Here is a 14,898-nt window from a genome sequence, read left to right on the forward strand (position 1 = left end):
ATCCGATACTCAGGAGAGTGGTGCGGTAATCGCCCCGATTGGCAAAAAGCGCAGGCTTTGGCTCAGTTTTCACCTTCTTATGCCGGCCACTCAAGTGAAAAATGTCAGCAACAAGACCAATGACAACTCTTTCACTCAATCCGTTCGAGTGGAACTTGCGGGCCATAAAAATAATGAAAACGCTGAAAACCCAAGTCGCCATTATTGGCGCCGGTCCCTCCGGACTGTTGCTCGGCCAACTGCTGCACAACGCCGGTATCCAGACTCTGATCCTGGAACGCCAGAGCGCCGATTACGTACAAGGCCGCATCCGTGCCGGGGTGCTGGAACAAGGCATGGTCGACCTGCTGCGGCAGGCGGGCGTCAGCCAGCGCATGGACAACGAAGGCCTGGTGCATGAGGGCTTCGAGCTGGCGCTCAATGGCCAGTTGACCCACATCGACCTCAAGGCGCTGACCGGCGGCCAGACGGTCATGATCTACGGCCAGACCGAAGTCACCCGCGACCTGATGGCCGCCCGTGCTGCCGCGGGCGCCATCACCCTGTATGAAGCCCATGACGTGCAACCGCACGACCTCAAAAGTGATCGACCCTGGCTGACTTTCGAACATCAGGGCGAAGCCTTTCGCCTGGAGTGCGACTATATCGCCGGTTGCGATGGTTACCACGGTGTTGCGCGCCAATCGATCCCGGCTGAATCACTGAACGTCTTCGAACGGGTCTACCCTTTCGGCTGGCTCGGTATCCTCGCCGATACGCCGCCGGTTCACCCTGAACTGGTGTACGCCAAACATCCGCGTGGCTTCGCCTTGTGCAGCATGCGATCGCCGACGCGCAGCCGTTATTACCTGCAAGTGCCGGTGGAAGAGCCGCTTGATGAATGGTCCGATGCGCGCTTCTGGGACGAACTGAAAACCCGTCTGCCCAGCCACCTCGCAGCCGACCTGGTGAGCGGTCCGTCGATCGAGAAGAGCATCGCGCCGCTGCGCAGCTTTGTGGTGGAGCCGATGCAGTACGGGCGTCTGTTCCTGCTCGGCGATGCCGCGCATATCGTGCCGCCCACCGGGGCCAAGGGCTTGAATCTGGCGGCCAGTGACGTGAGCACCCTCTATCGGATTCTGCTCAAGGTCTACGGTGAAGGCCGGGTGGATTTGCTGGAGCGCTATTCGGCCATCTGCCTGCGGCGGGTGTGGAAGGCCGAGCGGTTTTCCTGGTGGATGACCTCGATGCTGCATCAGTTTCCCAAGGCGGATGGCTTCAGCCAGCGCATCGCCGAGAGTGAACTCGATTACTTCATCCACTCCGAGGCCGGGCGCAAGACCATCGCCGAAAATTACGTCGGGCTTCCTTACGAAGCTATCGAATAGCCTGCTATCGTATCGAGCATTCCCGCGGGCCGCCTTTCCCCGCGGGCCCTGCTCGAAGGTCTTGCCGTGACGCACCTCAATCAGCCCGTTCCGCCGCTGCCCGCCGTGCGCAGCATCCTCGCCTCACTGATGATGGCGATCTTCCTGGGGGCCTTGGACCAGACGATTGTCGCCGTGTCCATGCCCGCGATCTCCGCTCGATTCCATGACGTCAACCTGCTGGCCTGGGTCATCTCCGGCTACATGGTGGCGATGACCGTGGCGGTGCCGATCTACGGCAAGCTGGGCGACCTGTACGGGCGGCGGCCAATGATGCTGATCGGCATGGGCCTGTTTACCCTGGCCTCGCTGTTCTGCGGCATGGCGCAAAGCATGGAGCAACTGGTGCTGGCGCGGATCCTCCAGGGCATCGGCGCGGGCGGCATGATCTCGGTGAGCCAGGCGATCATCGGTGACATCATCCCGCCCCGCGAACGCGGGCGCTACCAGGGCTATTTCAGCAGCATGTACGCGGTGGCCAGCGTCGCCGGGCCTGTGCTCGGCGGCTACATGACCGAGTACCTGTCGTGGCGCTGGGTATTCCTGATCAACCTGCCATTGGGCGCCGGCGCCTGGTACGTGGCCCATCGCACGCTGGTGGGGCTGCCGGTGCCGCAGCGCAAGCCGATCATCGATTACCTCGGCACGTTGCTGATGATCATCGGCCTGACCGCTTTGTTGCTGGGCATTACCGAAATCGGCCAGGGCCATCATTGGCGCGACGATCAGGTGCTCGGCTTGCTGGCGTGTGCGCTAGTGGCGTTAACCGTGTTTGTCTGGCATGAGCGGCGCGCCCGGGAGCCGTTGTTGCCGATGCATCTGTTCGCCAACCGCAGCGCGGTGTTGTGCTGGTGCACGATTTTCTTCACCAGCTTCCAGGCGATTTCCCTGACGGTGCTGATGCCGCTGCGCTTTCAGACGGTGACCGGCTCAGGCGCTGACAGCGCGGCCCTGCACCTGCTGCCCCTGGCGATGGGCTTGCCGATGGGCGCCTATTTTGCCGGGCGCATGACCTCGGTGACCGGTCGTTATAAACCGATGATCCTCAGTGGCGCCTTGCTGAGCCCCTTTGCGATTCTTGGCATGGCCTTGAGCGCGCCCCAGGCGGTGGGGCTGACGGCGATGTTCATGTTGCTGTGCGGGATCGCGGCCGGCATGCAATTCCCCACTTCGCTGGTGGGCACGCAGAACTCGGTGGAACAACGCGACATCGGCGTCGCCACCAGCACCACCAACCTGTTCCGTTCCCTGGGCGGGGCGGTAGGGGTGGCGTGCATGTCGGCGCTGTTGCTGGCGCTGCTGCAGGACTCCAGCTTCGCCCACCTGGCCAGCGGTGCGCTGGTGGCCGAGGGCAGTTCCGGCAACGTGCTGCTCGACGGCCTCAACGCCGCCCCCGGCCCGGCGCAGGACGCCCTGCGCGGGGAACTGGCGGTGACCTTCCGGCATTTGTTGATGGTGAGCGCAGCGGTGTCGCTGCTGGGGCTCGCGGCCGCAATCGCAATGCCCAACCGGGTACTGCGCGGCCGTGAAGACAACGCTAAATAACCGGCAGGACACCATTCACGGGCTGTAGTAACCCACCGCCACCATGAAATGCCCGGCCTTGCGCACATACGCATGCTTGTTCTCGACCTTGTCGGTCACCGGGTTTTTCCAGCGGTACTTGTATTCGCCCTGGTCCTGCTCGGTCATCAGCTTCAGGATCGGCTCGCCCACCGGCTTGCCGTCGGGGTCCTTGATCTTGCTGAAGTCGGTGTTGATCAGGCGCAGGTTGGTGCCATGGGCCACATAGCGCTGGGTATCGAGGTCGACCACGAACACGTAGAGGTCATCCTGCAGGAAACCGCCCTGCAAGGAATTGATGGCCTTGAGCGTGCCGGCTTCATCCTTGAGCAGTGCGTTCACCGCCTTGTTGCGCAGGGCCCGGGCCTGTTCCGGAGTGGCCCGGGGCAGGTAGTAACCCACCGCCAGGATGCGTTCGCCCACGCGTTGATAAAACACGTGCTTGTGCTCGACCTTGCCGTCGTTCCAGTTCTGCCAGCGGTAATCGGCCTGTTGGATGCCCTGGCCTTCCGGCACCTTGAGCGCGTCCTTGAATGACTGGCGCAACTCCGGCCCGAGCACCTCGGACACGTCGCGGCCGATCAAGGCGGAAGAGGGCCCGCCACTGGCCAGCAGCACGCCCCGGGTGTCGACCACGAACACATAGCGGTCATGGTCGACAAACTCGCCCTGGCGACTGAAGGCGGCAAACGCCTTGTCGCCATTGCCCTGGTAGTAAGCCAAGGCTTTTTCCAGCAGCGCCTTGGCGGCCTGGGCGTCCTCATCCTGAGCCGTTGCGGCGTGCACCTGGCTGAAACACAACAGCAGCAGCCAGGTGGTTCGAAGCAGTGCCTTCATTACCCGTCCCTCGATCTTGTTGGTGTGACAAGAGCGTAGACGGTCGCGGGCCACTCAGAAGGGTTTGGTCGGCAGGTACTTGCCATCCAGGGTGATCACAGCGCGCGAGCCGCCGTCCGGGTCCTCGACCTTCTTGATGTCCAGCTTGAAATTGATCGCACTGATGATGCCGTCACCGAATTGCTCGTGGACCAGCGCCTTGAGGGTCGAGCCGTAGACCTGGAGCATTTCGTAGAAGCGATACATTGTCGGGTCCGTCGGCACGCCGCCGGGGAAGCTGCCGCGCAGGGGCACGCTTTGCAGCAGGCGGCTGGCGTCCTGGTCCAGGCCGAGTTTGTCGCACACTACATCAGCGGCCTCCTTGGGCAACGGGTGCTGGCCGAGCAGGGCGGCGGTGACAAATGCCAGGCTCAGCCCGGTGCCGTCGGTGAGGTCCTGCCAGGACAGGTTCTTGCGCGCCTTGAGTTCGATCACGGTATCGGCCAGGGCCAGGCGTGGGGTTTGGGCGAAGTGGGATTGCAACATGGTGGTGTCCTCTTTGGTTGGAATAGGTCAGGCAGCGTGAATCTGATCCAGCAGCGACACAAAGCCACCGCTGCGTTCGTCCAGGGCGTCGATGGCACCGGTCTCGATGTCGTACACCCAGCCATGCAGGTTCAGCCGGCCTTGCCCGAGCGCCAGGGCGACCGAAGGGTGGGTCTTGAGGTTGGCCAGTTGCGCGATCACGTTTTCGCGCACCAATGAACTCAGGCGGGCGGCGTCCGAGGCATGCTCGCGGGCGGCGTTGATCAGCCTGGCCGACTCGGCGTGGCGCAGCCAGTTGGCCACGGCCGGCAGGTGGTCCAGGCATTTGCAGGTGGAGATCGCGGTCATGGCGCCGCAGTCGGAATGGCCGCAGATCACGATGTCGCGCACCCCCAGCACCGCCACTGCGTATTCGACCGTGGCCGACACACCGCCAGGCTCCGGGCCGTAGGACGGCACGATGTTGCCGGCGTTGCGGATCACGAACAGATCGCCGGGTTCCTGCTGGGTCAGCAGTTCCGGGACCACCCGGCTGTCGGAACAGGACACGAACAACGTGCCGGGGTTCTGGGTGGTGGCCAGGTGTTTGAACAGGTCGCTGCGTTGGCCAAAGGCTTCTGACTGGAACTTGCGAAAGCCGTTGATGAGGTCTTGCATGGGGTTCTCCTTGCGTCGCTGATGGGGCAAGGATGGAAGTTTTCAGCTATAGCGTCCAAGACCGGCTTATTATGGTTTCCATAAGTCATGCCTATAGCTGGAGGGCCGCCGATGCTGTTGCGCCATATCCGTTACCTGCTGGCCGTTGCCGAGTACCGTAATTTCACCCGCGCTGCCGAGGCGCTGCACGTGTCGCAGCCGACCTTGTCGCAACAGATCAAACAGCTGGAAGACACCCTCGGCGCGCCGTTGCTGGACCGCTCCGGGCGCAGTGTCAGCCTCACCGATGCCGGCGCCGCCTATGCGCGCTTTGCGCGCCTGGCCCTGCAGGACCTGCAGGCCGGCACGCGGGCCATGCATGACGTGCAGGACTTGAGCCGGGGCAGCCTGCGCCTGGCGATGACGCCGACCTTCACCGCGTACCTGATCGGCCCTTTGTTGGCGCGGTTCAACGCCCTGTATCCGGGAATCACCCTGAGCATCGAAGAATTGACCCAGGATCGCATGGAAACCGCGCTCACCGAGGACCTGCTGGATATCGGCATCGGTTTTACCGGCGAGCATCTGCCGGACATCGAGTGCGAAGGGCTGTTTGCCGAAGCGTTGAGCGTGGTGGTGGGGGCCGGCCATCCAGGGGGGGAAGACCGGCAGTGGCTGGAGCAGCCGATGGTATTGCTCAACTCAGGCTTTGCGACGCGGCGCTACATCGATGGCTATTGCCGCGAGCAAGGGGTAAAGCCGTTGATTGCGATGGAGGCCAACTCCATCAGTGCGATCATCGAAATCGTGCGCAACACCCACCTGGCAACCATCCTGCCCAGCGCGATTGCCCAGGCCCAGCCGGAGTTGCGCGCGGTCGCCCTTGAACCTGCGTTACCGCAACGCAATGTGGCACTGCTCAGTCGCCGGGGCGCCTATCGCAGCGCCGCGTGCCGGGCCTTTGTCGCGTTGATCAAGGCGCCGCCAGCCACTGGTTGACGATGCCGTCGTACACGCCGGTGGCGACGCTCAGGTGCAGCCACTGGTCGACGTAGCTCTTCCACGCCACGTCATCGCGGGGCAGCAGGAAGGCTTTCTCGCTGTATTGCATCTGCCGTTCCGGGTTGACCGCGCACAGCCCGGGCTTGAGCTTTTGCTGGTAACGCGCTTCGCTGGCGTCGGTGATCATCACGTCGGCCTTGCCGGCCAGCAGTTCGTCAAAGATGGTCACGTTGTCGTGCAAACGGATTTGCGCCTGGCCCAGATGGGCACGGGCAAACACTTCGTTGGTGCCGCCCGCCGGTTCGATCACGCGCACATTCGGCTGGTTGATCTGCTCGACACTCTGGTAACGCTGCACGTCGGCACAGCGCACCAGGGGGATCTTGCCGTCGACGCCGAGGGCCTGGCTGAAGAAGGCTTTTTTCTGGCGCTCCAGGGACACCGAAATGCCGCCCACGGCGATGTCGCAGCGCTGGGCGAGGAAGTCCGGCATCAGGCTTTTCCAGGTGGTGGGCACCCAGTGGATCTTGGCGTTGAGGCTCTTGGCCAGGGATTCGGCCATGGCAATGTCGATGCCTTCATAGGTGCCGTCGGCGCGCAGCGAGGTGTAGGGCTTGTAGTCACCGGTGGTGCAGACGGTGAGTGTGCCGCGCTCGAGCACCTGGTCAAGGCGCGAGGGCGCGGTGTCGGCCACGGCGCTGGTGGCCAGGCCGAGTACACACAGGGCGAAAAGAGCTTTCATGCGGTCGAGTCCTTGGGCATGGTCGGGGCGGCCATTATTTCCAGCGTGGGGCAGGGTGGCAAGGCACGCTGAATGTTTAGCCAAGTTGCAACCAAACTCCGTCAACCCTGAATTTAATTGCCCTGTGCCGGCGTGTGACGCTGGTAGTTATCTCTTGCACTGTGATCCCCGCATGGACGGCTCCTCCGACACTCACTCCGCGAAACTGCCGTCCGCCCTCGCGTTCTGGGCCCTGTTCCACTGCCGGCACGCCCGCCCACCAGATACCGCATTCCTACGTTGATCCATCCCGTTCGATGGCGTGCACCTGCGCGCCTGCCCGACCCCTACGTATGAGAATGCCCATGAGTGTTTTTGCCTGCCTGCAGGAAGCCCAGTCTTTCCTTGAACAACACCCGGACATCGAGATGTTCGAGCTGTTTATCCTCGACAACAATGGCGTGCCACGCGGCAAGTGGCTGCACCGCGACGAACTGCTGGCGGTGTACGAGAGCGGGCGGCCTTTGCCCAGCACCATCCTCGGCCTGACCATCAACGGCGACGACGTGGAAAACTCCGGGCTGGTCTGGGAGGTGGGCGATATCGACTGCCGCGCCTACCCGATCAGCGGCAGTCTGCAGCGCATGCCGTGGCGGCTGATCCCCACTGCGGCGGTGCAAGTCAGCATGCACCCCACCGAAGGCCTGCCTGCCACCGTGGCCGACCCACGGCACCTGCTGGCCAAGGTGATCGACGGGCTCAAGGCCGACGGTTACTACCCGGTGATGGCGGCCGAGTTGGAGTTCTACCTGCTTGACCAGAAGCCTGACGCCAATGGCCATCCGCAACCGGCACGCGATGTGGACGGCGGGCGACCGCGCTCGACCCAGGTCTATGGCCTGCGCGAACTGGAGCAGATCGAGCCATTCCTGGCCGACCTCTACAGCGCCTGCAAGCTGCAAGGTATTCCGGCGCGCACCGCCATTTCCGAATACGCGCCGGGCCAGGTGGAGATCACCCTGGAACATCGCACCGATGCCCTGCAAGCCATGGACGAAGCGGTGCGCTACAAACGCCTGGTCAAGGGCGTGGCGCATAGACACGGGATGACCGCGTGCTTCATGGCCAAGCCGTTCGACGACCTGGCTGGCACCGGTATGCACATGCACGTGAGCCTGGCGGACGCCGAGGGCCATAACCTGTTCGCCAGCGAGGCCGCTGATGGCACGCCGCTGTTGCGCCAGGCAGTGGGCGGCATGCTCAGTACCTTGCTCGACTCATTGCTGATGTTCTGTCCCAACGCCAACTCCTACCGGCGTTTCCAGACCAACAGCTACGCGCCGCTGGCCGCCACCTGGGGGGTGGACAACCGCACCGTCAGCCTGCGGGTGCCGGGCGGGCCGGCCAATTCGCGGCATATCGAACACCGTATCTGCGGTGCCGACGCCAATCCCTACCTGGCTGCCGCCGCGATCCTGGCCGGGATCCATCGCGGCATCCGTGAGCAACGTGACCCCGGCGCCCCGGTGGAAGGCAACGGCTATGCCCAGGCCAAGGCGCTGCTGCCCACCGACTGGCTCACCACCCTGCGCGCACTGGAGGCTTCCAGTTGGGCACGGGAAGCGTTTGGCAGTGAGTTCCTTGGCGTGTACCTGGCGGTAAAACGCGCCGAATACCGCCAGTTCATGGGCGAGGTCGGGGAGCAAGACTGGCGGTGGTATTTGCATCAGGCATGATCGATTGGGTGGCAATCACGGTTTCGACCTTTTTTTCACGTTGCGCTGGTTAAGCTGCGAATCAAGGTCGTTCACAGCCGTTTCACCCATATGAGCCCGCGATGTCGCCACACACGCCTTCCTCCATCGAGATTGAATACGCCGAGCGCTGCGGCCGTGAGCACGCCAGGGTCTGCGGCGACACGCGCCCGCCCGGGCTGACGCAGCGCCTGGCGGCCTGGCGCAGTGAGTGGTTGGTGCGTCAGGCCTTGAAAGTTGCGGGTGAGCCGGGCCTGATCCTCGACCTGGCCTGCGGGTCGGGGCGCTTCTGGCCGGTGCTGGCCGAACACGTCAACCGGGTTATCCTGGCGTCGGACAACTCTCAGGACATGCTCGACCACGCGCTTACCCACCATCCGGCGGCATTGCTCAAGCGGGTCAAGACATTCCAGGGGTCGGCGTTTTCCATCGGTTTGTCGGCGAATGCGGTGGACTGCATTTTCTGCCTGGAATTGTTTCGCCATGTGCCCGGCAGTGAAGGGCGCCAGGCGTTGCTGCGCGAGTTTCATCGGGTCAGCCGCGACTCGGTGATTGTCTCTGTGCCTTCTCGTACCAGCGTTGAGGACGAGTTCCGCCAGGCCGGTTTCAAGGTCCTGAGCCATCACGAGTTCATGCCGGGCTCCAACCTGTGGCGGGTCTACGTTCTTCGTAAGAGAGGATAACTCCCGCCTGTCGGACTATTCTTCATCTCCTGTCTGAGTTTTCATGGTCGGCTGTGCACTGCGGATGCTCGCTAGCCCCTTTCGCGATATATACTGCGCGCCATTCTTCAAGGGAGAGCCGTGTGGCCATCGATATTCACTGGATCTGCGACAACGATAGCCTCGGCCAGCATTGCGCCGAATGGCAGCAGTTGCCATTCGTCGCCCTCGACACCGAATTCATGCGGGTCGACACCTTTTACCCCATTGCCGGGCTGATCCAGATCGGTGATGGCGTGCGCGCTTACCTGATCGATCCCCTGACCATCGACAACTGGCAACCCCTGGCTGCGCTGCTGGAGAACCCGGCGGTGATCAAGGTGCTGCATGCCTGCAGCGAAGACCTCGAAGTGTTGCTGCGCCTGACCGGCAGCCTGCCCGCGCCGTTGTTCGACACCCAATTGGCGGCGGCTTACCTGAACCTCGGTTTCTCCATGGGCTACTCGCGCCTGGTGCAAGCCGTGCTGGACATCGAGCTGCCCAAGGGCGAGACCCGTTCGGACTGGCTGCAGCGGCCGTTGTCCGAGACCCAGATCAGCTACGCCGCCGAAGACGCGGTGCATTTGGCCGAGGTCTATACGCGGCTGCGTCCGCAACTGTCCGACGACAAGTACGCCTGGGTCCTGGAAGACGGTGCCGAGCTGGTCGCCAACCTGCGCCGCGAAGTCGACCCGTACGAGGTGTACCGCGACGCCAAGCTGGCGTGGAAACTGTCCCGCGCCCAGCTCGCCGTGCTGCGTGAACTGTGCGCCTGGCGCGAGCAGCAAGCCCGCGCGCGTGACTTGCCGCGCAACCGCATCATTCGCGAACACTCGCTGTGGCCCCTGGCCAAATCCCAGCCGGATAACCTCGCCGCCCTGGGCAAGATCGAAGACATGCACCCGCGTACCGTGCGTCAGGACGGCCAGTTCCTGCTGGACCTGATCAAGCGTGCCGGCAGCGTGCCCATGGACCAATGGCCGCCCGCCGTTGCCGAGCCTTTGCCGGTGGATGCCGCCGCACTGATCAAGCAACTGCGCGCCCTTGGCCAGGCTGAGGCCGAACGCCTGGACATGGCGCCGGAACTGATGCTGCGCAAGAAAACCCTCGAAGCCCTGGTCAAGAGTGGCTACCCCGATGGGCCTTACCAATTGCCAGACTCGCTGCGTGGCTGGCGCCGCGAGTTGATGGGCCAGGCGCTGCTCGACAGCCTGGCCACCGCCGGAGAACAGCCTTGAAACGTATTTGCTCCATCTACCGCAGCTCCAAACGCACCGGTATGTACCTCTATGTGCTCAAGAGCGATGCCCTTGAACGTGTGCCTGAAGCGCTGATCACGATTTTCGGCAAGCCGGCCCACGCGTTTGACCTGGTGCTGACGCCCGAGCGCAAGCTGCAACAGGAAGACATCGTGCAAGTCCTGGAAAACCTCGACAAACAGGGCTACCACCTGCAAATGCCACCGGCCGAGGACGAGTACATCGAACACTTGCCCGAAGAGCTGCTGCGCCGCAACGACCCGATGTGATCGACCGGTGCCCCCATCCGGGGCACTCGCTTCAATGGAATCGTATAAGTGGGCGGTGGCCGTAAGGATGCGGGCGGCCGTCCGTACTGTTTTTGAAAGGTTTTATGCATGCGTGTTCTGATTGCTGAACAGGATCACCCGCTCTACGCCCAATTGCTCGGCGAAGCGGCACCGGACCTTGAAGTGCTGACCAGCGGCGACTCGGCCGAGTTGTCGCGCCTGGCCGCCGATTGCCCGGTATGGCTGGGCCAGCCGGACCTGTTGGCGACGCTGCTGCGCCAGGGCCATCACCCGCAATGGCTGCAATCGACCTGGGCCGGTATCACCCCGCTGCTGGCCGAGGGCCTGCCGCGGGATTATCGACTGACCCGTGCCGTGGGTATCTTTGGCCAGGTCATGGCTGAATTCGTGCTCACCTACATGCTCGGCCACGAGCGCGAAGTACTGGCGCGCCTGGTGAGCCAGGTCGAGCGCAAATGGGACAACCGCATGGGCCAGAGTCTGGCCGGGCGCAAGGCGTTGATTGTCGGCACCGGCGATATCGGCCAGAGTGTTGCCGAGTTTCTCGTGCCGTTTGGCGTGAAACTGTACGGTATCGCCAGTACTGCACGTGAGCAGGCGCCGTTTATCGAGGTGGCCGGGCTCGACCAGTTGGGTCGTCTGGTGGGCGAGGTGGACTACGTGATCAACCTGCTGCCCAACACGCCGAGCACCCACGACCTGTACGACGCGTCGCTGTTCAAGCAATTCAAGCCGACCGGGCTGTTTATCAACGTCGGACGCGGGGTGGCGGTGGTGGATGCCGACCTGGTCGAAGCCTTGAAGGAAGGGCACCTGGCCGGTGCGGTGATCGATGTGTGCCGCCAGGAGCCGTTGCCGCAGCGTCATCCGTTCTGGACCGCCTGGGGGCTGTTGCTGACCGGGCACAGTTCCGCGCCGACCTCGCCGGAATTGATGGTGGAACTGTTTGTGCAAAACCTGCGGGCGTACCAGGCCAAGAACGCATTACGTGGGGAAGTGGATTTCGACCGCGGTTACTGATCACGCTTCACCGTCCCGCTGGAACCGTTTTGCCAGGTTCCAGCACCAAGAGTGACTTCTTGGCCACGGACAGCTGAACATCATGACCGCTATCGACGCTGCTCACCGCGTTTCTGCCCCGCTTGTTCAAGCGGGCAATGTGAATACTCCCCTCCCGGCCGTCACCGGTCCAAGTGAAACAGCTGCGGCCGCACCGGCACCTGCTCCCGTACTGGGTAATTTCGGCGGGGCGCTCTCCTGGCCGGTTCCGCTGACTGAATCGCAGCGGCAAGCCATCCTCGACCTGATGCCGGACAGTCGCATAGGCGTGCTGGGGGATTTGCTCAGCGGTAGCGCGGTGACCAACACCGACTTGAAAACCCTGGAACTTGCCCTGCAAAAACTGCTGGCTTCGCCCAAAGCTCAGGCACTGAAGCAGGTCATCCAGAGTGAACTCGGCGGTTTGCCGACAGACGCGAGCAACCAGGATTACGTGATCGCCGCTCTCCAGCTAGGGCTGGATCCGCTGAACTCGATCCACGGATTTATCCAGGGGCAAAGCGGCTACCGGGGGCAGCCAGCTTCAGTGGTGATCGAAGGCGTGGGTGCCCATCTGGTCGAACAAGGACGGGCAACGCCTCAAACCGCGACATTTGCGGCGCGCTTGCTCCTTGCCTTGAGGGCTCCCGAGTTTCTGGTCAAGGGCATCCCCGCCAATGTGACTTACGGCAGCCTCATCTGGGTGCAACTGGCGATGGCGGTCGCCAGGGTCGAAGCCGATTCGCCTGGGGCCACGCCCACTATGAGTTATACCGAAGTCCTGGCGAAGGCCGGACAGACCGGTTCTGACCGTTTGGATAGCCAGCATGTGCAGCGTAAGGCGTTGACCGACTGGGCAGCGGCCAGTGGCGTGCTCGATGGCTCATCGACGTTGACCGACAGTGACCTGGAACGCGCGCGCATCGCCTACAACAGCCAATTGAGCACGCTGATGAAAGCCAGCGCCGCCGTGCAGACCGAGATTCCCAGTCGCCGGGCGATGGCCCTGGCCCGACTCCAGGAATGCTTCCCCGGTGTGGACCCGAGTGTGTTCGAGATCCGTGATATCCAGAAAGCCTGGCTGAGGCCGGGACGTCCTGGGCTCTTTCCGGGCATGCATTCCATGCTCGATATCGTGATGGAGGGTGCGCCGCTGGGCCACGAAGAGCATTGGATCTCCAAGAATCCCCGCATCCCGGTCAAACGGTTCTGCCACCTGTATGAAGGCGGTACCTTCAAGGTGGCCGAGGATTTCAAGCGCCAGTATGACCTGGCTATCCAAGCCCATGAAGACGGGCACAAGGGCCTGGCCAGTTACCTCGTTTCCACCTTGCCGCAGGAAGACAGGAACAACTTCAAGCACGGCAAGCTCGAATTCTTCCATACCAACGAATACACCATGGCCATGGATTTCCTTACCCCGCTGGCCCTCAAGACGCGCGGGCATACCCTGCATGTCAAGACAACGCGGGGTGGGGAGGTCAACGTCTATGAGATTGATACGCGCAGCGGCACGATACAAAAACAGAATTACTTGAGGGGGCGCTATACGGAGCCTTACACCGCCAGGAACATGGAGTCCAGGACCGCGAACGTCGTCAGTAAAACCGTGCTCTTTGACACCTTGAGTCCGGCACAAGGGACCAGTGGCAGCCGATTCGATGCCATCGGCGAAGTGTTCGCCAGGTCCCTGGACTTGAAAAACGAAGACGTGTTGGCGTATGCCAGAGGTGTCACCTCCTACGATGAAAACCGCGCCACCAACCAGGCTGTCGGGGAGTTCTTCTTGAACCTGATCCCGTTCAGGTCGGCCATCGTCAACTTCATCAAGGGTAACTATGGTGAGGGAGCCTTTGATCTGGCGCTGGATGTGGTCGGTCTGTTGACCTTGGGGGCCGGCAAGGCCGCGCAGGCCGGCAAAGCCTTTTCCAAGGGGGTGACCAGCATTCGCGGACTGTCGAAAGCGCTGCGTTTTGTTGGCCTGACAGCCATTGAAACCTTTAACCCGGCGGCGGGGCTTGGGGATCTGGTGGTGGGAAGCGGCTGGCTGTTGTACAAGGGCGGCCGCCTGGGATTACGGGGCCTCAATAAGCTTACGGGGCGCAGCGCAAGCTATGACGTGCTGAAGGCCGCGAGCCAACAGCATGGCGTGGCCGCCACCGGGACATTCAAGGTGGCCGGCCAGACAGTGGAAGGCGGCGCGGTGCTCAAGGACGGCAAGTGGTATAGCTTTGATGCGGACCGGATGCAGGCCTATGGCAGCCCGCTGGAAGACTTCGCCGCCAAAGCGCGCGCTGTGGACGGTGCTATTGCCACCGTTGAAGTTGCGCCTGGCCGTGAGCTGAGCAACACGCTGTTTCGCGAGTACAGGGTGTCTGAATCCAACCTTGCCGGGCGCACACGCAACAGCCAGGGCGTGTATAGGGCGGCGGATGGGCACACCGCGCATATCCGGCATATCGACAGCAGTGGCCAGGCGGCGGTCTATGAAGTGCGTGAAGTCACCCGCACGCCTGAAGGCGTGGTCCAGGCGCGCATCTACAGTGCCAATCGGCAGACCCCGCTGCTGGTGCAGCATGTGCAGGGCGACCAGTGGATGCGCTTGGGGGCAAGGGGTGGGAACCCGCCCAGCGTTGCATCAGACCTGGGGCGGATGATGGGCGGGGGCTCCGAGAGCCGTCTTTATGAAAGTCTCGACGGCATTCATGTCTATAAGGAAACCCGGGAGCCGGGTCATGTAAAAGTGCCTGATTACTTCGAGCGGCAAGCGGCTTGCCTGAATGAGTATCACGGCGAAGGGTTTGCCATGACGCTGTTCGAAAACGGCCGCGGCTATATAAAAATGAAAAAGATCGACGGAGTCGCGCTGGATGCCATTGCGCCGCGCAGTTTGCCGAAAAAAGCACAGCAGGCACTCGATCAGATGTTGGCGGACCTGCAGAAGAAAGAGATGTTTCCCAACGATGTGCAGTTGTCCAACTTCATGTATTCGGCGAAGGAAAACAAAGTCTACCCGGTGGATTTCGACTTTCCGCCCAAGGATGTCCTGCACTTTGATGAGTCGACGTTTGCGATACACCGGGATGACTTCCTGCGTGACGCCGACAAGCTCAGGGCGCAGTTCCGTCAGATGATCGCGTAGATCGCACAACTGCCCCCTCGGGGG

The 14,898-nt window shown here is 62.5% G+C and carries 13 protein-coding genes; 9 read left to right on the forward strand and 4 right to left on the reverse strand.

The features are described from left to right. Positions 1–182 precede the first annotated feature (182 nt). Together pobA and BFN10_RS06485 are read left to right on the forward strand one after the other, a co-directional pair. Positions 183–1,367, forward strand: a complete 1,185-nt coding sequence (gene pobA / locus BFN10_RS06480; protein ID WP_173668617.1) for a 4-hydroxybenzoate 3-monooxygenase — start codon at positions 183–185, stop codon at positions 1,365–1,367. A 66-nt stretch (positions 1,368–1,433) separates the two neighbouring features. Further along, positions 1,434–2,951, forward strand: coding sequence for an MDR family MFS transporter (locus BFN10_RS06485; protein WP_071488968.1), 1,518 nt, complete (start codon positions 1,434–1,436; stop codon positions 2,949–2,951). A 15-nt stretch (positions 2,952–2,966) separates the two neighbouring features. Here the strand turns inward: BFN10_RS06485 and BFN10_RS06490 are convergent, their stop codons facing one another. Genes BFN10_RS06490 through BFN10_RS06500 form a run of 3 tightly spaced genes read right to left on the reverse strand, consistent with a single transcriptional unit; the run spans position 2,967 to position 4,988 of the window. After that, positions 2,967–3,806, reverse strand: a complete 840-nt coding sequence (locus tag BFN10_RS06490) for a cache domain-containing protein (protein WP_071488969.1) — start codon at positions 3,804–3,806, stop codon at positions 2,967–2,969. A 54-nt stretch (positions 3,807–3,860) separates the two neighbouring features. After that, complete coding sequence (gene cynS, locus BFN10_RS06495) at positions 3,861–4,331, reverse strand: cyanase (RefSeq protein ID WP_071488970.1); 471 nt, start codon at positions 4,329–4,331, stop codon at positions 3,861–3,863. 27 nt (positions 4,332–4,358) lie between these two features. Continuing rightward, positions 4,359–4,988: a carbonic anhydrase gene (locus BFN10_RS06500; protein WP_071488971.1), complete on the reverse strand. Its 630-nt coding sequence runs from the start codon at positions 4,986–4,988 to the stop codon at positions 4,359–4,361. A 111-nt stretch (positions 4,989–5,099) separates the two neighbouring features. On the opposite strand from BFN10_RS06500, the gene cynR reads away from it, so the two are divergent. Beyond that, positions 5,100–5,966: a transcriptional regulator CynR gene (gene cynR / locus BFN10_RS06505; RefSeq protein WP_071488972.1), complete on the forward strand. Its 867-nt coding sequence runs from the start codon at positions 5,100–5,102 to the stop codon at positions 5,964–5,966. Here the strand turns inward: cynR and BFN10_RS06510 are convergent. Next, positions 5,941–6,711 (reverse strand): transporter substrate-binding domain-containing protein, encoded by a 771-nt coding sequence (locus BFN10_RS06510; protein ID WP_071488973.1) that lies wholly within the window; start codon positions 6,709–6,711, stop codon positions 5,941–5,943. The two genes, cynR and BFN10_RS06510, sit on opposite strands and share 26 nt — an antisense overlap. A 344-nt stretch (positions 6,712–7,055) precedes the next feature. On the opposite strand from BFN10_RS06510, the gene BFN10_RS06515 reads away from it, so the two are divergent. The 6 genes from BFN10_RS06515 to BFN10_RS06540 all read left to right on the forward strand — a co-directional run bounded on the left by BFN10_RS06515 (position 7,056) and on the right by BFN10_RS06540 (position 14,874). Then, positions 7,056–8,426: a glutamine synthetase family protein gene (locus BFN10_RS06515; RefSeq protein WP_071488974.1), complete on the forward strand. Its 1,371-nt coding sequence runs from the start codon at positions 7,056–7,058 to the stop codon at positions 8,424–8,426. A 101-nt stretch (positions 8,427–8,527) separates the two neighbouring features. Next, on the forward strand, positions 8,528–9,127 hold the full coding sequence (locus BFN10_RS06520; protein WP_071488975.1) for a class I SAM-dependent methyltransferase: 600 nt from the start codon (positions 8,528–8,530) through the stop codon (positions 9,125–9,127). Positions 9,128–9,249: 122 nt separating this feature from the next. Beyond that, positions 9,250–10,383 carry a ribonuclease D gene (gene rnd / locus BFN10_RS06525; RefSeq protein ID WP_071488976.1) on the forward strand — a complete coding sequence of 378 codons (1,134 nt, stop codon included), beginning with the start codon at positions 9,250–9,252 and terminating at the stop codon, positions 10,381–10,383. Next, positions 10,380–10,673: a YcgL domain-containing protein gene (locus tag BFN10_RS06530; RefSeq protein ID WP_071488977.1), complete on the forward strand. Its 294-nt coding sequence runs from the start codon at positions 10,380–10,382 to the stop codon at positions 10,671–10,673. Before rnd ends, BFN10_RS06530 begins: the two co-directional genes overlap by 4 nt. A gap of 108 nt (positions 10,674–10,781) precedes the next feature. Next, positions 10,782–11,714 (forward strand): D-2-hydroxyacid dehydrogenase, encoded by a 933-nt coding sequence (locus tag BFN10_RS06535; protein WP_071488978.1) that lies wholly within the window; start codon positions 10,782–10,784, stop codon positions 11,712–11,714. Between the two features lie 139 nt (positions 11,715–11,853). Continuing rightward, positions 11,854–14,874 carry an OspG family effector kinase gene (locus BFN10_RS06540; protein ID WP_130898100.1) on the forward strand — a complete coding sequence of 1,007 codons (3,021 nt, stop codon included), beginning with the start codon at positions 11,854–11,856 and terminating at the stop codon, positions 14,872–14,874. The last annotated feature ends 24 nt before the right edge of the window (positions 14,875–14,898 follow it).

Origin of the sequence: Pseudomonas extremorientalis, assembly GCF_001870465.1 — a bacterium.
GTDB lineage: Bacteria > Pseudomonadota > Gammaproteobacteria > Pseudomonadales > Pseudomonadaceae > Aquipseudomonas > Aquipseudomonas extremorientalis.